The organism is Prevotella corporis DSM 18810 = JCM 8529, assembly GCF_000430525.1.
Lineage (GTDB): Bacteria > Bacteroidota > Bacteroidia > Bacteroidales > Bacteroidaceae > Prevotella > Prevotella corporis.
On sequence record NZ_AUME01000002.1, the window covers coordinates 196,203 to 218,544 of the forward strand.

The following is a 22,342-nucleotide window of genomic DNA, read 5'->3' on the forward strand; positions in this document are numbered from 1 at the left end:
CCATTAAGATTAATTTCAAGAAAATGAGAACTTACAGAATGCTATTGACAACGGTCAGTTTGCTGTTGCTCAGCACATTGTCTGCCAAGGCGCAGACAGAAGAAGCGAGAGACAAGAGTGTTTATGTCGAAATCTTGGGAGCGTCAAACGGAATCGGCATTAATTACGACGCGCGCTTCAAGCATGAGTCGCCGTGGGGTTACCGTGTGGGTGTGGGTTTTGGCTATGCGCAGTCATCGTGGTTTTTTTCGTTAAACCAATCAACACGTGTTTACAGCGCCCCCATTGAGGTGAATTACCTGGCAGGCAAAAAACGGAGTAAGTTTGAAGTGGGGTTGGGTGTCAATCTCGGACTCTACAACGACCATTATTCAGTGAATGTCTATGAACCCATGCCTCAAGCCCAGTCAGCTTACACCATTAAAAAGAAGAGCTACACGGAAAACAATTTCGATGCCTTCGCTTTTACTAATGTCGGCTATCGGCACGTGTCGCGGAAGGGCTTCCAATTCCGTGTGGGGGTCACTTCTGGATTGGTGCTGACCAAGAATAGGAATACCAGTAGGGAGTTCCTCATAGCACCTTACATCAGTTTCGGCAAGGCTTTTTAGATGAACCGTGATTGTCGGATACGTTTCCGTTGTCAAATAATTTCACAATCACATTGCGATAGCTTAGCGCTCCACGCTCGAAAGCTTAGCGATGAGACAACAAAAGGTCAGCTTTCGAAGAGTGAAAGCTGACCTTTTATTTTATAAATTCTATTTTCTTGAGAATCAGCGGGTTGTCAGTTTTGTCCGCAAACCTTACCCTGTCAATATTTTTCGCAGTCGTTCGTAGTGGCGATTAGAGCAGTGCCTTTATCTCTGCGTCGAGGTTCTTTATCTGCGCTGGGTTCTTTACGACGTTGTTGCCTCGGTCGATGAGATAAATAATCGGAGTGGCGGTTGCGGCATTGGTGTAGGCCTGACTCACGCCGGTGTTGTCATAGACATTGATCCATGGGAGATTAGCAACCTGTTCTTTCCAGAAATGCTCATTGTCGTCGAGCGACACCATGTAGATTTCAAGTCCTTGGGCATGGTATTTCGCATAGAGGTCGCGCATCTGCATGATGTATTGCGTTGAACCTTTTAAGCCGAAGGCATGGAAATTCAGCAACACCACTTGTCCTTTCAGGTCGGTCAGATGGCGCTCGATGCCCCGGTTGTCACGCAGGGGCAAGTCGATGACACCCGTTTCCTCTGCGTTGATTTCCACTTCCTTCTTCTGTGCGTTCACAATCTTCTCGTCCTTCATTCCTTTTATGGTAATGTTGTGGAGGTTCTGCCCACGCTCCGAGCCTGGATAGAACGAGTCCCAGCTGGTTGCCACTGCACCGAACACTCTGTTGTCCTTGGCGTCGCGCGTTGGGTCGAATATCAGACGGGCCTGATTTCCCACGACGATGTACTGGAAGAGGGCAAAATAGCTGTAGGCCTTCATTGGTTCTTTGTATATGTAGTTGTTGCTTACGTCGCTCTTGTAGCCCACAATCAAGGCCTCGATGAGCGAGTCGGCAACCTCCGGGCGCTGTGCGAGGATGGCTTGGCACTGGGCCTGAAGGTTGATTTGCTTGAGTGCCAGCTCTTTGATCTTCTCGTTTTCGTAAGAGCCTTCTACGTTATAGTTTACCGCCATTTGGGGATAGGAGGCCGTTACGTTCACAGTTTCGGTGGAATCGATACCGATGTTGATGATTTGGTCGGCGATTCGCAGTCGGTAGAACTCCGGATTGTCGGCCTTCTTGCCTGAAAAAGCAAAATTACCCTTCTCGTCTAACTTCACAGAATCCATCTTGTTGAAGCCCGTTAGACTGTTGTGTTCGAAGTAAAGCACTGAATCCTTGGCATTGGTTATCGTACCTTCGACATGGAATTGCTCGCCACTGCAACCCGAAAGAAATAGCACTGCACTTAAAAGTAGAAGATATGCAGAGTTTTTAATAACATTGTTCATCTTGACACTTATTGTTTTCTCTTGCAAAAATAGATAAAATATCCGAAAATCAGTGCCATTGCGCAACAAAGTTTCGCTTTTCTGTGCTTTTCATCGGATAAAGGATTGATTGTGGGGAATAAAACAACGGCAAGCAATCCGATAGCGTAATCCGAACATCTATCAACATTCTGATAGGAAAAATGCTAAGAAAGAATGCCATCGTTGCAAAGAATACATTCAGATAGTCTTTTGATTCTTTAGTTTGCTCCAGTATTATTTTTTGATTAATCAAATCTCATCATACCATTGTTTTTGAGACAAATGATGCTGTTTGTCAATGGTTTAAATCTTGTCAGATTATTACAAATTATCACAAAGATTGAAAAATCAACAATCAATCTTTAATGAATAGTTTTTATGATGGCTTTTTTATCACTCCGTCATAAGGTTTTAAATTTATTTTTTGGGAAATTTGAATAATAGAAAAATCATTGAAATCCAATTCAGGAATAATTGTAGAGAAACCCAATGACAGCAAAAAATACGGTTGTCATAAATGATTGATGTTCAAAATGCTACCCCTATTAATAGGCGAAAATAGCTAAAAATCCTGAGATAATACCATAATTAGATGAAAAGAAGCAGTAAAAAGTAAAATAATTCACCTTTTTATTGTTTTTCAGACTTAAATTTACTAACTTTGTGCGATTTTATTTTTATGCGGAAACCGTAAATCGGACCACAAGGTAGAACAGCACTTGCTTTTTTACCTTTTTGACTTTTACTTTTTCCTAATGATGTAGGTCAAAACAATAAGTATTTTTAAATTTTAGATGAACGTAATTACGAAAACTCTTCAATTGGCAGATGGAAGAACCATCACAATTGAAACCGGAAAGGTTGCAAAGCAAGCCGACGGATCAGCTGTGCTCAGAATGGGCAATACAGTACTCCTCGCAACTGTTTGTGCAGCCAAAGAGGCAGTTCCGGGTACAGACTTTATGCCTTTGCAAGTTGATTATCGCGAGCAGTATGCTGCCGCAGGTCGTTTCCCAGGTGGCTTTACAAAGCGCGAAGGCAAAGCTAACGACGAAGAAATCCTGACGTCACGTCTCGTTGACCGTGTGCTTCGTCCACTTTTTCCAGCAGATTTTCACACAGAAGTATTCGTTACCGTAATGCTTCTCTCGGCCGATGGAGTTGACATGCCTGATGCATTGGCAGGTTTTGCAGCATCAGCAGCCATGCAATCGTCAGATATTCCTATCGAATACCCTATCTCAGAGGTTCGAGTAGCTCGTGTCAATGGCGAGTATATCATCAATCCTACTTTCCAACAGATGAAGTCTGCCGACATGGATATCATGGTCGGAGCTACAAAAGACAACATCATGATGGTGGAAGGAGAGATGGACGAAGTGTCAGAACAAGACCTTATCGGAGCACTGAAGGCTGCTCACGAGGCCATTAAGCCTATGTGTGAGCTGCAAGAAGAGCTCGCAAAGGAACTCGGAACTGACGTAAAGCGCGAATATTGCGATGAAATTAACGACGAAGAGCTCCGCGAGCAGGTAAAGAAGGAAACCTACGACGCTTGCTATGCTGAGGCTCAGAGCGGCGACAATGACAAAAAGCACCGCGAAGAGACATATGAGAAAATCAAGTCGGACTTCGTTGAGGCATATGATGCTGCCCATACAGAACTGACAGAAGACGACCTCGAGGAAAAACACGCAGAGATTGAACGTTATTTTGCTGATGTACAGCGCGACTCCATGCGTCGTAGCGTGCTCGACACTGGTAAACGAATGGACGGACGTGCAACAGACGAGATTCGACCCATCTGGTGCGAAGTGGATGCGCTGCCCATGCCGCACGGAAGTGCTTATTTCCAGCGTGGCGAAACCTTGTCCCTCTCAACTTGTACCTTAGGTACGAAGCTCGATGAGAAAATGATCGACAACGTTTTGGACAAGAGCTATCAGCGATTCCTGCTCCATTACAACTTCCCTCCTTTCTGTACGGGTGAGGCTAAGGCGCAACGTGGCGTCGGTCGTCGTGAGATTGGTCACGGACACTTGGCTTGGCGCGGTCTGAAAGGTCAGATTCCTTCAGATTTCCCTTACACAGTGCGCTTGGTGAGCCAGATTCTCGAATCTAATGGCTCGTCATCAATGGCTACTGTCTGTGCCGGCACACTGGCATTGATGGATGCCGGCGTTCCGATGAAGAAGCCTGTGTCTGGTATCGCAATGGGATTGATCAAGAATCCAGGAGAGGACAAATATGCTATCCTCAGCGATATTCTCGGCGACGAGGACCACTTGGGCGACATGGACTTCAAAACGACGGGTACTATCGATGGTATCACAGCCACACAGATGGACATCAAGTGCGATGGTCTCTCGTTTGAGATTCTCGAAAAGGCGTTGTTGCAAGCGAAGGCTGGCCGTGAGCACATCCTTGGCAAGATAACCGAAACGATTTCGGAACCCCGTGCTGAGATGAAGCCACAAGTTCCACGTATCGTAGCCTTTGATATTCCGAAGGAATTCATCGGCGCTGTCATCGGCCCTGGTGGTAAGATTATCCAGCAGATGCAAGAAGACACCGGTGCGACAATCACCATTGAGGAGACCGAAGGTGTCGGTAAGGTTCAGGTGTCTGCTCCAAACAAGGCATCTATTGATGCTGCAGTGGGCAAAATCAAATCTATCGTCGCCGTACCTGAAGTGGGCGAGACCTACGAGGGCATCGTACGCTCGGTGATGCCTTATGGTTGCTTTGTTGAAATCATGCCGGGCAAGGATGGATTGCTCCACATTTCAGAAATCGACTGGAAGCGTCTAGAGACCGTTGAGCAAGCTGGTATCAAGGAAGGCGACAAGATTCGGGTGAAACTCCTCGACATCGATCCTAAGACGGGTAAGTATAAGCTGTCACGTCGCTGCCTGCTTGAGAAGCCGGAGGGCTATGTTGAGCCACAGCGTCGCCCAAGAGGTGATAGGAGTGAGCGTCGTCCGCGCCGTGATGGTGAGCGTCGTCACAACAATCACGAATCGAACAACAACGAAGGACAGGCTAACGATTAAATCATAGCTCCATCATATTGAAAACTCCCGCAACCATTGCCGTTGCGGGAGTTTTTTTTAGGTTGTCAGTTGCTGTCGCTCCGCTTTCCGACAGGTCAGTTTCGGGCATTTCGTTCTCGCCCCATCGGTCACAATCGCAATGCCAATAGCAATCCGTTTTGTGCCGAGGCCGTGTGGACGGGCGACCCTGAATCTCTCCTTTGTGCAATTCCGCCATTGGCTACTGAGGTTATTTAAATTGATTGCCGCACAGATTGTTTGCCATCCTACCGAAATCGCAACGGGCTACTTCAAGAGATATGCGTTGGAAGATGCCTGTAAGCGAGCGGCAACTGTCTGAAAGCAATGTCGGCAATATCGGACGACGGGCTGACAGTTGAACGGCGGAGTGGAGTTGAGGGTCTTTCGCTCAACCAACGTGTGAAGAAAGAAATCCCTGCTGAGTGTGTTCTTGGCAGGGATTTCTCGTTAGTCGATGTATGATGTCTTAGTTTTGTTGAGCCATACGAATATCAGTCCGATGAGCAACCCTCCGCCTTCTTATACAAAAAATGTTGATTTTGTGCTTGAATACTGAAATTTATGTTTCCATATTTGATGTAATGTCTTGATGTTTTGTACGTAAGATTTCAGTTAATGGCTGCAAAGGTATGAATTTTCAGTCAAATCGCACTGCTGGAGCCACAAAATAGCCATTCCTTCCGTATCATACTTCAACATGGAAACAGAGATGTAGCGTGGTGGAATGCTCGCTTTAGCGCAATATATTTTAGCCTTTGCATGCCACAGCTTATGAATTGCTATGTGAAACGTGACCTTTTGTTTAGTGAAAGGTGACCTATTACATACCAAAAGGTGACCTATCGCAAATAGAATTATATTTTATTGACTATCAGTATGTTATAGACCCGTCTTGGCGGACTGTTTTTCGACCTTACATTCGTGGCTGACAGACTGGGCCTTTTGCCTCATAAGAAGTGCCAAGATGCCAGACCTCACTCCTTTTTTTCGCCCATACCGATTAACGGAATTTCCGGCGAGGAGGCGGAAACAGAAAGAGAGCGCAACAAGTTGTCTGCTGCGCCCTCTAATCACATATAATAAGAGATTTACCTTACTTTACCACAACGGCTTTTGATATGCCACGCGTCTTCACGATATAGACTCCTGACGGAAGTCCGACTGCCTTTGAGCCATTGACGGTTTCGGCAAAGACAAGCTTGCCACCTGTCGTATATACGCGAACGCCGATAGGCTCTGAAGTTGTGAAGGCAAGCTCACGGTTTCCGCCTTCAACGGTAATAGAATTTGAGCTTACACCATTGATGTTATCTGAAACCTTGAACTTGACAACGACCGTGGTAGCTTCGGTTACTTTGAACTTGTTGTCAACAAGCGTTTCGCCATTAGCTGTTGCGGACTCTACGGCATATCCATTTGCCGGAGTAGATACAACCTTCAGCTCCGTGTTCTTGTTCACCTTCGTTCCATTCAGCACCTCGGTGTCGGTGGTAGTATAGACCTTCACCGTTCCGTTCTCAGGTGTGGCGATTGTCACATAAGCCATGTCGCAACCAGTGCCGTCGCCTTCGTAGTTGACTGCCCATCCCTTTTCAGTTGCCAGCTTAGATTCTGCATGTTCTGCATCGTTGTAAGTTTCCGCAACATCACCTCTTGAGAACAATTTGAAACCGGCGGCGTCGCCTTCACGCTTTTTGTAAGGTGAAAGCGTGTAGTAGAAGTCGTTCATGGTACAAGCATCCCACTTGTTGTCACCGATATTGATATAAGAGAGGTTGTTGAGTCCCTTCACATCGAGCCCTGTCAGTTTGTTTCCGTTCAGCATCAACCTGCTCAATTCTTTGTTGTTGGCAAGATTAAGACTGGTAATGATATTCTTGGAAGCGTCCAGTTCCAGAAGTTTCGTATTGTTGTCGATGTTCAAAGTGCCGATGACGTTGCCCGCAACTCTCAGCACCTGAAGCTCAGGCATGTGTGCAACATCAACCGATGTAAGACTGTTGTTGTTTGCTATGAGTGTTACTAACTTTCCGTTTTTGCTCAGGTCAAGTTCGTCTATTGAATTATTGTTGACCTCAAGATAGTTCAATTCAGGCGCATTGCTCACGTCGATTGCCTCAAGGAAGTTGCCGTTTGCACGAAGGCAGACAAGTTTCGTATTTTTGTTGATATTGAGAGTGGCGATGTTAGAATATCCGCAATCGAGCGTGTCAAGTTCGGTGAGGTTATCGATGTTCAGCGTTCCAATAGCATTCATATAGGTTGAGAGCCAATGCAAATGGTTGTTATGGCTCACATCCACAGCGGTAATCAGGTTATCGGCTGAGATGTGTGGATAGCTTGAGAAGTCCGCGCTGCTCACAGCTCCATAGATGGTTACTTGTTTACCGCTCGACGTGCCTTCGATGGCGGTGGGTGAGGTCTTGACCGCTACTGGAATCTTGTTGCCATCTCCCCAGTCAATAGTTACTTGGCTGCCTTCCTCGCTGACGGCAAGATAGTATTGTTGCTTGACACCTGTCGGAACGGTGAGGCGGATGTAATCGTTGTTTCCCGTTGTCTTGAATACTGGTTTGATGGTAGCTGTGGTTGAGACAACGAAAACACTGTCCTCGTAGAGTTCTCCGTTGATTTCCACGCCCACAAGTTCCGTGCCTTCGGGAGCTTTCGCTGAGACTTTGATAGGGAAACCCGGAACGGCCTTTGTCGTAATGTCATTCCATGTTGCGTAAAACCCATCGTTGGCCACCTGAACAAGTTTGTATGCCACGCCGTTAGCTGGTTTCATGACGATGTTAATGGAGTCCATCGGAGCAGATCCGTCACCTTTCACGTCAGGAAGATAATAGTTGTCCTCATCATATTTAAGGTATTCCGTCTTTGAAGTCTCGCCATTGGAGCCTGCTATGAAAACATTTGTTCCATAGGAAAGGCCATTGTGAGGAGGCATAGCCATAAAAGTGAAATTCAATGACTGAGGTGTCATCTTTTCACAGTTTCTGATATCCAATCGGTTCAGACGGTTTGTGCCGATTGCCGAGTGCATGTCGAGGAACTGAATAGCCGTATTCTTCATATTTACATCACGGATGAAGCGACAGTTTGAGAGGTCAATACGCTTTACAAGTGTATTCTCCAAATTGATAGTCTGTAGATTGGCGAGTTTGCTTATATCCAACTTTGTGAGCTTGGTGTTTCCAAGCAACAACGTTGTCACTTTGGTGTTGTTGGTTAGGTCGAGCTTTTCGATGCCGGTCCCTGAAGCATCCAAAGAAATAAGGTCAGGATTGTTTACGAGATTCAGCTCTGTAATGCCCGTTCCTGATATTTCAAGTTTATTCAATTTGGTAAGATCGGTAACATCAATAGCGGCCAGATAGGCATTGCCTGTTACCGTAAGGCTCTTTAAATTAGGATAGTTCTTGCCCAAATCCAATTCGTCGAGATTTCCGTTTCCCAGATCCAAATAGTTCAGATTGGGCAAACTGATAGGATAGAAGTGCGTAATATCACAGTCCGCCATATAGATTCCTTTGAGAGAGGTGCTTCCATTGGGAAAGATAACTGTTGAAAGCTCCGGATTTTTGTTAGCTTGGAACTGTTCCAACTTCAAGAGATTATCCACCTTGAGTCGTTTAATTTTATTGTTTGTCAAATCAAGGTTTACAATATTAGGAGCACCCGTGAAGTCAAGACCATCGAACGTCAGCTCATTGTTCTTTGCTGTAATGGTTACAAGGCTGTTTTGGTTCTTAAAATTCAGAACCGTTACCTTTTGATCCTCAACGTCGAATGTTGAGAAGTCACCATACACGATGATAGTGTCGTTCTTCAACACTCCCTCCGTATTCTTAAGAGCACTCCAACCCGAAAGAGTCGCTTCCTGTTTTACACCATCGCCCCAGTCAACATAGACTTTTGCGTCTGTATTAACATTGGTCATATAGAACTTTAAGGTACTGCCCACGGGCAAATTGGTTCCAATAACCACTTCTCCCTGTGCCAATGCTCCTACAAAGGCTGACACAAAAAGGAAACAAAATAGTAAGATTCTTTTCATAGAACTCAAGATTATTTTAAACTTAATTCGTTAATATAGCTTTATTCTCTCTTTTATCTTTGTAATTCTGCTTTGCTTTTTCAATCGCATCTCTTTTCTGCCATTCAGCCGTCTTTCATTCAATTGTGCAGCACACTGCATCGCTCATTTAAGACGGCTGAGTGACCGAAATATAGATGTGGGTATAATGGCTCTTCGGAATGGGCACTTGCTTGCCACATAGCACCGGCAATGTGGGGGAAGTGCCCATCTGAGCAGCCAAGAATGAATACATAACTTTTCAAGAAGTCTGCATTACATTAGTTTGATAGCTTTACCACCTTTGACTTTCAATACACAAATCTTGGCATTGTTGGCTGGTATGAAGGTCTCATTAGAAATTGCCTGACCTTTCAAAATCAGCTTACCATCGATAGTGTAAAGAGCATACTGCTGACCGAAGCTCATTCCCTTGACAACAAAACCTCCGTTTTGCCTCGTCACGCTGATATCATTGCCCTCGGCATTGACAGCCTCAATTCCCGTGATGGTTGGGTTAATCTGAACAAAATACTTCCATCCGGCAGCGTTTTTGTACAGGTCTCCGCTTTCCTTTGGTACATAAAGAGTTGCCTCATTGATAAACTCGATATCATGGAACATATCATCTGCAATGACCTGTGGGGTTTTGTCATACGCATAAACATGCTTCAAGGCTTGGCAATGTCTGAAGGCATTGTTACCGATTGTACATCCGGCGGGAATATGAATCTCCTCAAGCAACAGTCCGTTCATGAACGCTGCTTCTCCAATTTTCTTCAGTGAGGCGATATAAGGCAAGCTCAACAGAGAAATATCCTGATAGAAGGCAGAGTCGCCGATTTCCTCTAATTGTGGCGTCACACCCTCTTTCCATCCGATTGAACTGAGAACCATGTTGTAAGTGAGCCCCAAAGCCTCAATCTTCTTTAATGTTTCGGGGAACTTCAACTTCTCCAATACAGGGCTGAATGCGAACCCATAGCGAGCGATTGTTTCGACTCCGGGAATGATTTCCACTTCTTTATGGTTGGGTATCGGGTGGAAAATCAAAGTCTTCTTATCAGCAGAATACAAGATTCCCTTATCAGCGACAAGGTCGGCATTTGGCTGTGCGACTGTTATCTCTGTGAGATAGAAATTGGATGCGAACGCACCGGGCATGATTCCCTTAGCCGTTGCTGGTATCTCATAAGTAGTTACCTTTCGTCCGATAGGATAAGCCACAAGCTTTGTTTTGTCCTTAGTATATACTACTCCATCGATTTCTGTGAAATATGGGTTCTGCGGATCGACATTTATTTTCTCCAAGCTGACACAATAGAGAAAAGCGAGCTCTCCAATGCTCTTTACATCTTTGGAAACGAGGAACGAAGTCATTTTGTTTGCTCCTTCGAATGCCCTTGTGTCGATTATGGTCACGCCATCAGGTGTCACGGCTGGTCCGACAGGTTGCCATGAAACAAGATGCTCACCATTGATAACGGGTTTGTTTGGCTTTTCAGGCTCTGCCTCTGAACATATCAACGAAATCTGAACATCACTATTCAATGACTCAATTATATATGTATTGTTTTTCTCTCCGATAATAACTTCTCCGTCCAACAACCAGCTATCTACGCTGTAGCCCTCGATAGGATGAGCTGTGAAAACAACTTTTGCACCTTTATTAATGGCCGCTCCTGTTTTAAAGTCAGTGCCATCGGCCGTGGCTGTAATGGTAGCGAACTTGTTAAGAGACTCGTATTTCACCACATGGGTATTGGCATTGCGTTCGAAATCAACCTGAATTTCCATGGCATCTACAGCATCGCAAGTATAAGTCAAATGCCCCATCTGTCCAGAGATTGTCACGTATGATGATTCTGTGCCGTTTGTTACTTCGCGATACCATTCAGTTACTCTGAATCCATCGCGTGGGGTAGCGGTGAAAGTCAGCTTGCTGCCTACGGGCACTGTGCCGGCGGACTTCACTTCCTCGCCCTTTTCAGTCTTGCAAGTCAACGTTCCGTATTCAGGTGCACGGCTTCTGAAGAAAATAACATAGCTCTGTGGCTTTTCTTTGAATGTAACAACAACATTAAGTGGCTCGCCAAGCGTGCTGACAGTATAGATTTGTCCGCATGTTCCTTCAGCGGGGAGCGTTTCTGTCAAAATCTTTCCATTGACTTTCCATGACTCAATCTCGTAGTTGCTGCGAGGAGTGGCTTTGATTCTTACAAGCGAACCTTCGTTTACTTCTTGTCCGCTTTCAACATTTATGCCACCGGTTGTCCACGCTTCCATCACACCACCTTCATTGCAAGTATAGGTAACCTTGTACTTTTTCAGTTCTCCGGGTGCACCTACAACTATCTTACACTTTTTGAATACTGATGAGAGTTTCGTCTTAATTGCATCGGACGCCACATAAATTGTGGTTGTTTCCTTATCGGGAAAGACGGAATTGCCAAATGAATTGAAATCTTTGCTCAGATGAATATCGACAACACTCAGAGCACCCACGCCACTCCAAGTGATGTAACTGTTGTCGATTACGTTCTTGAGGTTAGGAACGAACAGTTCGGAAAGCGCCCTACAGTTTGTCAACGCTTTGTTTCCTATTTCCACTACGCCCGCCAAATCAATCTTCTGAAGGTTCTGGCAGCCATACATCGCTTCTTCTCCGATAGAAGAGCAGTCAGCTTCTGGCAACACTATCTCCTTGGCTGCGCCTGCAAGCGATACGAGTGCCTTGTCACTCAGGCGGATAAGGGCATTGTTCATAGTCTTAAAGTCCTTCCCGCCGTCAGCCATCTCAAGCGTTCCAACGCTTGTACACATCAGAAATGGATTGCCCTCAATGTTGGCAAGCGTATTTCCGAGGCTGATAGAGGTAATCTCATTACAATAGGCAAATGCCTTCTTGCCAATGCTGACAACAGCCGGCAACGACAGACTTGCCAATGAATTACAACCCGAAAATGCGCCTTCGGAAATATTCTCAACTTTATTGGCAACGATAGATGTAATTCCGGTACATCCGTTAAATGCATTCTTGCCAATAATCTTCACATTGTTGAAATCAACGCTTGTGATGTCGGTATTGCTAACTGGATCGGTTCCGCCACCCCATCCATCTTCGGAACCCTCTTCGCCAGGAGTGTAGAAACAATTCTCGGCTATTTCGGTTACCTCAGCTGGAATGGTGATAGCACCTTTGGCATCACCCCATGATTTCAAAACTCCGTTCTCAATTGTCTGTGCTTGTATCAAACCAACGCATTGGAGAATGAACACAAACAGAAGTAAAACTTTTTTCATGATCTTCGTTTAGAGTTATACATAATTTATTCAGTAAATATCTCACCTTCACTAAAGTGTCTGACTTTCCGCTTAATCTTTTCATTTAAAGATTTACATGACAAAAATTCAGAAATGAGCACTATTCATGGTACAAAAAGTACTTAATCGTTGCGAATAATTGATTGATTTCGCAAAGATAGGTATTTTTTGTAAATCACAAAGGAAAATAACAATAAAAAAGCAATATATCAATTAAAATAAATTTTTATGCATAATTTATAATTTCAATTAATCTTATGGTTACAGTCTGTAACTAACCGTCTTGCATTACGTAGGGCATACATTTCAAACGGACAAGGAAAAAGTTTTACATTTAACGAATATTTTCAAAAGATGATAACAGGTTGATATTCAGTGTGATACAATTCTAATTGCGAAAGCTGACCTTTTGCGATGCGAAAGCTGACCTTTCGCATGCTGATAAGTGAGCTATGGCATCGTAAAGGCTCAGCAAACGGAAAACGATTAGAAAAATATTTTACAAACAGTCGTCCGCAAAGCCCCACAACAGCATGGGAAAGCTGCTCAGTCCAATAGACCATTTGCACGGTTAAGATTAAATTCCTATCTTTGTAAGATACCAATTCGCTTGACTATGGCAACAAAAAGATTCATTCAAATATTCGCCATTCTGCTGCTCCCCCTTGTATCCCGCGCACAAGTTGATGACGGAATCCACCGCTACAACACGAATTTCACAGTGTCGGCAACCAATTTCGTCGATACGATACCCATCCTCATCATGGGCAACCAAGTGTTTATACCAGTCTATATCGAAGGAAAGCGCCATCTGTTCAACCTCGATACTGGCTCGTCACAAGGCATAGCTTACGTCGGAAGTGGCATATCTTACAGCCAGTCGCTGGGCACTATCAACTCGAAGGATGCCAACGGGCGTATTGACACCATTGAGGTGGTGAAATTCCCTGAAATATCACTTGGAAGCACGCAAGGTATTAAAATCCGAAACTATGTGGGGGCGCTGCTGAACCGTCCGAAACGACACTACATCTATGACGGAATCATCGGTTTCGACTTGTTCAACAAGGGACTGCAGGCCAAAATCGACGTCAAGAGAAAGCGGCTCATCATTACCGATATCAAGAATTTCTTCGACAAAGAGCCTGGCTTCGAACTGAAATACAAGCTCCAGCGATGGACACCCTACATCGAAGTCAACACCTTCCTTGACCATAAGGAACCTGTACTCTTTGACACTGGAACCGACGACTTCTTTGTCATGAACAAACAGCACTTCGACGCTGCCCGATACAAGGACTCCCGCATTCCAGCCATGATAGAAGAGACCACCTACGCACAATCAGTAGTTGGCAGCTACGGATTGGAGGCACGCAGTCTGATGTTCTTCATCCACTTCCCCGCACTCCCTTGGGGCAACTTCAGCTTCGCCGACATTCACGCAACGACAACACAAGGCGACTCGAAATTTGGCGCACAGATACTCAACTACGGAACATTCGTCATCAATCCGAAGAAAAAGCACATCAAGTTCTGGTCATACACGGGAGGCAACAGTGTGAAAGTTGACAACAAGGTTGAAGACATCGCCTATATAGACGACAACAGCCGACCTGTGGTGGCTACCATCAGACACAACTCACAGTTATATAAGAAAGGATTTCGCGAGGGCGACATCGTGTTGAACATCAATGGCAAGCCCGTCAGAACTTTGCAGGAAATACAAGAATACTCATTCGTCAAAGGCGCTAAATACACTTTCATACTGCGGTCGGTGAGGGGATTCAGGAAAGAAGTAACGATACCTACATGGGAATAGTTACAAAACAAGTTTCTTTCATAGGATTTTAACACAAAAACAAAATATATTACGAAAAAAAAATCTATATTTGCACAAAATCTAATAATAAACAAAATGGGCGAAATCAAACACCACATTTTAGTAGTAGATGACGAAGAAGACATTTGCGAAATACTAAAGTTCAACCTGGAGACAGAGGATTACATCGTTGATACTGCACATTCAGCCGAAGAAGCACTGGAGATGGATGTCCAACAGTACAATCTCATACTCCTTGATGTAATGATGGGCGAAATTTCCGGTTTTGCAATGGCAAAGAAACTGAAAGATAACGCGGCGACAAAGAACATTCCTATCATTTTCCTGACGGCCCGTGACTCAGAGAACGACACCGTAACGGGATTCAATCTGGGAGCCGACGACTACATTTCCAAACCATTCTCAATCCGAGAGGTCATCCTCAGGGTACGAGCGGTGCTCCATCGCACGGAAGTGGTGAGCGAAGCTGCCCCCGAACAGCAGAACAAGCTCACCTTTCAGGGACTGGAGATGGACTTGGAGAAGAAGACTGTGAAGATCGACAATGAGGAAATACCTTTCACAAAGACCGAATTTGAGCTCCTTCACCTACTTCTTGAGGAGAAAGGACGGGTGTTCTCAAGACAAGAGCTCATCGAACGAATCTGGCCAAAAGACGTATTGGTGCTCGACAGGACAGTGGATGTTTATATAACAAGGGTCAGAAAGAAGATAGGACGATTCTCAAAGTGTATCGCTACACGATTGGGCTTCGGCTATTATTTCAACACTTAGTTCACCCAACTTTAGGTTGTAAGAAAAATATTATGAAGAAAATCAGTATCGGTCATAAACTCTACTTGAGCATTATGGCCGTTTTCCTTATCTTTTCGATAGCGTTTATTGTTTTTCAGCAGAACCGTGAGAAGCAATACAAGGTGCACACGCTTGAGCTTCAGTTGCAAATTTTCAACAAACACATGGCTGAGGAACTGGGAAAGAACAGCTACACAAGGCGGAACATTACCAATTACGTTGAATCGCATGCGTGGAAGGACTTGAGGGTGACTTTGATGCGACCAGATGGAACCGTCTTTTTCGACAATTTGAAAAAGGATCATGCCAAAATCTCCAATCACAGGAATCGCGAAGAAGTGATAGAGGCTTTGAGAACGGGGTTCGGATCGACGGTGGAACGGAAGAGTAAGACGCTGAAACAAGACTTTTTCTACTCTGCCACCTATTTTCCCGCGCAGCGAGTCATCATCCGTTCTGCGCTGCCCTACAACGACGATCTGGCAAAGTCGCTGAAGTCCGATCAGCATTACATTTGGTTCTCGCTGCTGGCCATCACACTACTGACCATCGTTATTTACCGATTCGTCAACAGTCTTGACAAAAACATCACTAAACTGAAAATCTTTGCCTCGCGCGCAGATAACAATGAGAGCCTCGACATCGAAGATCTCGCCGAGTTTCCAGACGACGAACTGGGCGAAATTGCCGAGCGAATCATCAAAATCTACAAACGTCTGGAGTCAACAAGACAGGAGCAAGACGTGTTGAAACGCCAACTGACGCAGAACATCGCCCATGAACTTAAGACACCGGTGGCATCCATTCAGGGCTATCTTGAGACGATATTGGACAACCCACACATAACGGAGGAGAACAAAAAGCAGTTCCTCGACCGTTGCTATACACAGACAGAACGGTTGACTTCGCTACTGAGGGACATCTCAACGCTCAACAGAATGGACGACGGAGCGCAGATGATGGACGTTGAGATCATAGACATCTGCCAGCTGGTGGGCAACATTCAGAAGGAGACGGCATTGGAACTGAACAAACGAAAGATGACTTTCCTGAACAATCTCCCTGAAAGCATTGTGGTTAAGGGTGTCAAAAGCTTGCTCTATAGTGTGTTCCGCAATCTCACCGACAACGCAATATCCTATGCTGGCGACGGAACGACAATCACACTCAATGCTTACGAAAAAAATGGATACTGGAATTTCAGCTTCATCGACAACGGATTGGGTGTGAGCCGGAAACACTTGCCACGACTCTTCGAAAGGTTCTACAGAATCGACAAGGGGCGAAGTCGCAAACTTGGCGGAACAGGGCTGGGACTTGCTATCGTGAAGAACGCAGTGTTGTTTCACGGAGGAAGTATCGAGGTCAGCAAGAACATTCCCAGCGGACTGAGATTCGATTTCTGCATTAAAGCCTGAATGCAGTCAGGAAGCCATATTTTTATCATCCAATCGTGAACATTCGGTCGAATGAACGATTGGTTTTAACACACCATCCACATCGTATCTCGGATATGAGGAAAAATTCCACAATCCAAAAGATCAGCTATCACAATGCGAAAGGTGACCTTTTGGAAGCTCATAGGTCATGTATTGCAACGCAAAAGGTGACCTATCGCAACATAAAACATATCTTGCTGATTTCCAGTGGTTTGGGAAACGTTGATACAAGGCATGTAGTTTGAATTGTTTTTGCTTTCCAACGGAGCGGCCCTTTCAGCCTGAATCAGTGGCCGAAAACCAGTCTTGTTAATGTTGGTCTGGTGCGAGCAATCGCAAATTCCTATTCCTTCACCCTTGCATTGATGAACAAAGAAAAGAGATTGAACCATGCGGTTCAATCTCTTTCACCAATCGGTGCATGCAAGCACCCACTCTATCTAAGTATGAATACCAATCGTTTATCAGGTCACAAGCCTGTCGTTCAATAATGATAAAATCGTTATCAGACAATTTTCATTCCCTTTTTGGGACAGGTTCTATTGACAGACTTGTGCTCAAAAATCAACCGTCGCTTATTCTGTGAACTTCTTTGCTGCACGCAACTGATGGCGCATGGCGTTGAGGAACTGCTGCGTTTCCTGCAAGAGGTTCAGATAGACAACCGAAACTTGGAAGTCTGAATTGCCCTGAGCATTCTGCATGCGGTCGAGATGGCGCTTGCGCAATACCGACAACTCGTCCTTCACCTGGTCTGCATCCGTCAAAACGCTGCGATAGTTCTCGAAGCGACGAGTTGAAATAAGGGTCTCGCTCTGTTTCATCAGTTCGTTGATTTTTAGTTGTATAGGTTCGAACTCATTGATAAATTCCTGTGGCACTGGATTGAAACTGTTGCCGATATGTTCCCTGATAGGATCGAGCATTCTTCGCAGTGAATAAATGAACTGCTGGCTGCAGTTTGCTCCAAGATGGAACCACGTGTTGCGTTCTATTGCTGTCTCAGGCGGACACCGTTTGAGGCCTAACATTTCCTGTCGGCGATATTTCTTCAAAATATCCGACTCCGAACGGAGTTCCCTGTTAGTATGGCGAAGCTCTTTTATCTGCTCATTCTGGAATCCGTCAATAATGGCATTAAACTGTTCCAATGCGAACCGGCAAACGTGTGACTGGGTGTTCGAAACCTGACGCTGCAGCATATCCCACACCAATTCAGGGTCGCGGGTACGCATCATCAGCTGGAACACATTTCCATTGCCCTCCTGAGCCATCTTCTGCTTGTATTTGCGCTCAGAACGAATCAGAAGGAACACCACCAAAGCCATGAAGACTACTTTCATAAAGATGCCACCATAGAACATCAATACACAAACGATGGCACAGGCGATGAATGCCGCACCAGCGGTGATGAACCACCCACCGATGACGGAGAGTACGCCCGTGACACGGAACACTGCGCTCTCGCGTCCCCATGCACGGTCAGCCAGGCTTGAACCCATGGCCACCATGAAGGCAACGTAGGTGGTTGACAATGGCAACTTCAAGTTTGTGCCGATGGTTATCAACATGGACGCCAATACAAGGTTGACCGCTGCACGAACAACATCGAACGCAACGTCGCTCTGAACCTCATCCGTATTTTTCTCGGAGAAACGTGAGTCAATCCAATTGCTGATGCAATGTGGCACGGCCGTATTGACATTCCCGCCTATTGTCTGCGCGAACCTAACAATAGCGCGGGCCGCGCTCGAACTGCCGAACATCTCATCGCCTTCGTCCTGACGGCTAAGATCAACACTTGTCTTGATTACGTTCTGCGCCTTCTTCGATGTGGCCATGGCAATAATCATGATTGCACCAGCGCCCAACAACCAACCTGGTGAGGTCTTGGCGCTTTCCATCAGAGAGGTCATAATGAAGGCCGTGTCGCTGGCACCGTCTGCATTGGCGCTGAACACCTGATAGGAATCCAAACCGGCAAGGGGCACTCCGATGAAGTTCACCAAGTCGTTGCCAGCAAAGGCCATCGCCAAGGCGAAAGTTCCCATCAGAACAACAAATTTGAAGATGTTGACGCGCAAAAGATGGAGTACTTCCATCATGACGGTTGAGGCAACGAATGTGGCCAGCAACAGAAGGCTGATGTTTTGCTCTATATAGTCCTTTGCTTGGTCAGAAAGATAAGGGCTTTTCCCAAGACCTTTCATGAAAATAAAGTAAGAAAGGGCCGTGAAAGCTATACCACCGAACAGCGCTATTGAGTAACGGGAGTGCTTTTTGTAATTGAAGGTGAAGACAACGCGCGATATCCACATGACGATGGCACCGAAAACAAAGGCTATTGCCACAGAGACGAATATTGCAATGATGACCTTCAGTGCCTGTTCGGTGTTCATTAGGTCGGAGAAACCCAATTGCTCGTCGCCCGCCATCTTGATACAGGCAACGATAAACGTACCTCCGAGCAACTCGAATACGAGCGACACTGTCGTAGAAGTTGGCATTCCCAGCGTGTTGAAGACATCAAGGATAATGACATCGGTGACCATCACGGCCAGAAAGATGGTCATCACTTCACTGAAAGAATACTGGCTTGGCGTCATAATGCCGTGTCGTGCCACATCCATCATACCCGATGACATCACGGCACCTAACCCAACGCCAATCGAGGCGATGATTACGATTGTGCGATAATTGGCTACTCTTGCGCCAACAGCTGACTGCAAGAAATTGACGGCGTCGTTACTGACTCCCACAAACAGGTCGAACACTGCCAGACAAAGCAGAAAGACGACGATACAAAGATACATTGTTTCCATTTAGTAACTGTATAATATGTATATACTTATTATTTTTGCGCACAAAGGTATAACATGCATGTTACAAGATAGTTAAACACATGTTACAATTCGGTTACAAGGAAGGACTAAAAAGGGGAATGTAGAGTATCGAATGATCGTAAAACAGTAGATAATTAGTTGGATATAAGCTTGTTAATTCGTTGAAACGGTTTGTAGGGAATCATCGTCAACGGGCTTTACTCTAAGGCTCGACAGAATAAGGAGGAGTATTTTTGAAATTATCATTAAACAATTGCGGATATTTCATTGGTGCAGCAAAATTCATTACCTTTGCAAGAAATTATTTAAAATCATGAACCAGCAACAATATCTTCAGTCGCTGATTGAGCAAGGTGAGCACCAGCAACAAGACTTCAAATATAAGATACAGGATGCGGTGAAGTTGGCCAAGTCGGTATCTGCCTTTGCCAATACCGATGGTGGAAGGTTGCTGATTGGAGTCAGAGACGACGGACACATCTCTGGTGTAAAATCGGAAGAGGAAATCTACATGATGCATGCCGCGGCATACAGATATTGTTCGCCCGAAAGCGACATCTCGTTCTCCACTCTCCACGTGGAGAACAAAAATATCGTCATTGCCACCATTCCGCCGACATCCAATAAACCTCTGCTTGCTGTCGATGAAATGGGCAATAAATGCGCCTACGTCCGCATAAAGGATGAGAATATCGTCGCATCACCCATTCATCTGGAGATGTGGAGGCAGGAGCTGCAACCCAAGAGCATGATGGAATACACGGAAAAGACCCAGCATCTGCTCGCCGTCATCAAAGAACAGCCCAATGAGACCTTGAACAAACTGGTACGTCTCTCGAAAATCAACCGGCATACGGTCATCTCTACCCTTGCCAGACTGGTGAGGTATGGTGTCGTCAGATGCAATTATGCTGACGACAGGTTCACTTTTGAAATCGCATGAGAAAGGTAAGTAAAGTTGAAAGCTGGGTGTTCCTTCACCCTCGGAAATAAGATGAGACTTTTATAAGCCTGTTTTTAGTATCCATCTAAAAAAAACTGCAAGCACGGTTGAGTGCTTGCAGTTTTCTTTTCCATCAGCTTGAAGTCTGTTATTGTTGCTGGGCGTTCTTCGTCTTTGGAGCTTCGCCAATCAAATCCATGAACTGGTCGAGCTTAGGTGTAATGATAATCTGTGTGCGGCGGTTGCGTTGCTTGCCGAGTTCCGTATCGTTAGCAACGAGAGGGTTGTACTCTCCGCGCCCACCAGCCGTCAATCGCTTCGGATCGACACCGAAACGGTTTTGCAAGTACTGCGCCACCGATGATGCACGAAGACAAGAAAGGTCCCAGTTGTTGCGGATATTCTTCATCTTCTCGCTCATGGTGTTCACGGGAACGTTGTCTGTGTTGCCCTCGATAAGCACTTCGTAGTCTCTGTAGTCCATGATGATCTTCGCAATCTTGCTCAAAGTCTCCTCAGCGCGGTCGTTTATCTCATAAGATCCGCTCTTATACAGCATATTATCGGCCAAAGAAATATAGACAACACCCTTGAGCACCTGCACGTCAACCTCCTTCAGCTCTTCCTTGCTCAAGCTGCGGGTGAGGTTGTTGGTCAAAACAACGTTGAGTGAGTCGCTCTTGCTCTTTACCTCAACCAGATGTCGTATGTACTGGTTGCTCTCATTGATTTGGTCAACTAACTTAGAGATATTCACATTGTTAGAATTTGCATTGTTCAAGCTCTTGTCAAGGCTTCCCTGCAATGCTGCGGCGCTGGCCTTTGCCTGTGCCAACTGGTCTTCAAGGCTCTTGATACGCGCATTGTTGGCTGCAATAGTTTCCTTTGCACTTTGATATTCGCCAGTCAGACGCTGATTCTCAGTCTGGCAATTCTCCAGGTCCTTCTTGCTTGCACAACCCGAAAGAAGGATGGCTACGGCAACCAATGTAAAAGTTAAAAGGTTCTTTTTCATATTGTTACTTTCTTTTTATATTATGATATAGCGAATTAAGACTTATGTTTCGACGCATAATGGTTAATTGCACTACACCGAAGGTTTTTCATATTACTCATGGCGATAAGGGTTGCATCAACCCAAGCCCATTTTTTGCAAAGTTATCTAATTGACGTTGAAAAACTACAAAAGAATAATAGCTTTAGGTATTTTTAACCCCAGTTTACCAATCTACCGCATTTTCAGATAAAAACATAGCTTTCAATTTATATTTTAACACTTTTAGAGGTTAAAGGTTGGCATTCTTTGGACTCACAATGAAAACGAATAAAGCTTCATTCTCCTCGTCAACACAAAGCAATGGATCAATATCGGTTCGCGATATTCCGACAAAGACATAGGGTAAACTTTCCAAGACTATCTTGATTAATGACTACCAACAAGTTGTTGATTGTCAGTCAAATGAAGAGTTGTATTCTAAATGGTAAGCTTTTGTACCACAAAAGGTGAGCTTCCGCACCGTAAAAGGTCACGTATTGGCAAACCGAAGCTTACCTGTCATGTCTTTTCCTGAATTCACTTGTCAGATCTGACGATGTATTTCTGTTTTACTTGTCAAATATTTTCTTATTTACTGAATGACTTGACATTAACATTATATAGGTTAAATTTGAAGTCAGTGCACTTGTATAAAAGAAGATGGACAACACCTAAGTTCCGTCATATTTTCGGCAAGGTCTTAGGGGGCTCGATGCCCCCTGGGACCTTTGGTGAAGATGGCATAAGACCGTCGTTCGCCATATTTTCGGCGTTCCAAAGATACGTTATATTTTTCTTTTTTGCAAGCATTTATCTCTTTTTCCAAAGATTTCTCCCGGGTTGTTCGCCTCTATAGACATCCATCGGACATTTCATTCCTATGCTCATATGCGGTCGTCTGTTGTTGTAGAAGGCTATTGCCTTGGAGATTTCCATATTGGCCTGGTCATA

At 45.0% G+C, this 22,342-nt stretch carries 13 protein-coding genes; 7 read left to right on the top strand and 6 right to left on the bottom strand.

Going from position 1 to position 22,342, the window contains the following annotated elements; all coding sequences use genetic code 11:
- The first annotated feature begins 23 nt into the window (after positions 1-23).
- Positions 24-611: a hypothetical protein gene (locus tag H515_RS0101760; protein ID WP_028901498.1), complete on the top strand. Its 588-nt coding sequence runs from the start codon at positions 24-26 to the stop codon at positions 609-611.
- Positions 612-846: 235 nt separating this feature from the next.
- Here H515_RS0101760 and H515_RS0101765 read toward each other — a convergent pair whose 3' ends face one another.
- Positions 847-1,998 (bottom strand): TlpA disulfide reductase family protein, encoded by a 1,152-nt coding sequence (locus H515_RS0101765; protein ID WP_025877337.1) that lies wholly within the window; start codon positions 1,996-1,998, stop codon positions 847-849.
- A gap of 815 nt (positions 1,999-2,813) precedes the next feature.
- Between H515_RS0101765 and H515_RS0101770 the strand changes: the two genes are divergently transcribed.
- Entirely contained in the window at positions 2,814-5,072 is a 2,259-nt protein-coding gene (locus H515_RS0101770; protein WP_028901499.1) for a polyribonucleotide nucleotidyltransferase, read from the top strand.
- 1 nt (position 5,073) lies between these two features.
- On the opposite strand, the gene H515_RS0101775 is transcribed toward H515_RS0101770, so the two are convergent.
- Complete coding sequence (locus H515_RS0101775) at positions 5,074-5,289, bottom strand: hypothetical protein (protein ID WP_025877333.1); 216 nt, start codon at positions 5,287-5,289, stop codon at positions 5,074-5,076.
- 128 nt (positions 5,290-5,417) lie between these two features.
- Here H515_RS0101775 and H515_RS14380 point away from each other — a divergent pair, with 128 nt between their 5' ends.
- On the top strand, positions 5,418-5,555 hold the full coding sequence (locus H515_RS14380; protein ID WP_154653615.1) for a hypothetical protein: 138 nt from the start codon (positions 5,418-5,420) through the stop codon (positions 5,553-5,555).
- Between the two features lie 631 nt (positions 5,556-6,186).
- On the opposite strand, the gene H515_RS0101780 is transcribed toward H515_RS14380, so the two are convergent.
- On the bottom strand, positions 6,187-9,153 hold the full coding sequence (locus tag H515_RS0101780) for a leucine-rich repeat domain-containing protein (protein WP_028901500.1): 2,967 nt from the start codon (positions 9,151-9,153) through the stop codon (positions 6,187-6,189).
- Positions 9,154-9,447: 294 nt separating this feature from the next.
- Complete coding sequence (locus H515_RS0101785) at positions 9,448-12,474, bottom strand: leucine-rich repeat domain-containing protein (protein WP_028901501.1); 3,027 nt, start codon at positions 12,472-12,474, stop codon at positions 9,448-9,450.
- A gap of 637 nt (positions 12,475-13,111) precedes the next feature.
- On the opposite strand from H515_RS0101785, the gene H515_RS0101790 reads away from it, so the two are divergent.
- The 3 genes from H515_RS0101790 (at position 13,112) to H515_RS0101800 (ending at position 16,548) form a co-directional block, all read left to right on the top strand.
- A complete protein-coding gene (locus tag H515_RS0101790) occupies positions 13,112-14,314 on the top strand; it encodes a hypothetical protein (RefSeq protein WP_025877331.1) in 1,203 nt (400 codons plus the stop codon).
- A 96-nt stretch (positions 14,315-14,410) separates the two neighbouring features.
- Positions 14,411-15,109 (top strand): response regulator transcription factor, encoded by a 699-nt coding sequence (locus H515_RS0101795; protein WP_025877329.1) that lies wholly within the window; start codon positions 14,411-14,413, stop codon positions 15,107-15,109.
- Positions 15,110-15,141: 32 nt separating this feature from the next.
- Positions 15,142-16,548, top strand: a complete 1,407-nt coding sequence (locus tag H515_RS0101800) for a sensor histidine kinase (protein ID WP_025877327.1) — start codon at positions 15,142-15,144, stop codon at positions 16,546-16,548.
- A gap of 596 nt (positions 16,549-17,144) precedes the next feature.
- On the opposite strand, the gene H515_RS0101810 is transcribed toward H515_RS0101800, so the two are convergent.
- Positions 17,145-19,391, bottom strand: a complete 2,247-nt coding sequence (locus H515_RS0101810; RefSeq protein ID WP_025877323.1) for an inorganic phosphate transporter — start codon at positions 19,389-19,391, stop codon at positions 17,145-17,147.
- Positions 19,392-19,725: 334 nt separating this feature from the next.
- Between H515_RS0101810 and H515_RS0101815 the strand changes: the two genes are divergently transcribed.
- Positions 19,726-20,355: an AlbA family DNA-binding domain-containing protein gene (locus H515_RS0101815; protein ID WP_025877321.1), complete on the top strand. Its 630-nt coding sequence runs from the start codon at positions 19,726-19,728 to the stop codon at positions 20,353-20,355.
- A gap of 148 nt (positions 20,356-20,503) precedes the next feature.
- On the opposite strand, the gene H515_RS0101820 is transcribed toward H515_RS0101815, so the two are convergent.
- Entirely contained in the window at positions 20,504-21,370 is an 867-nt protein-coding gene (locus H515_RS0101820) for an OmpA/MotB family protein (RefSeq protein WP_025877319.1), read from the bottom strand.
- Positions 21,371-22,342: the final 972 nt, after the last annotated feature.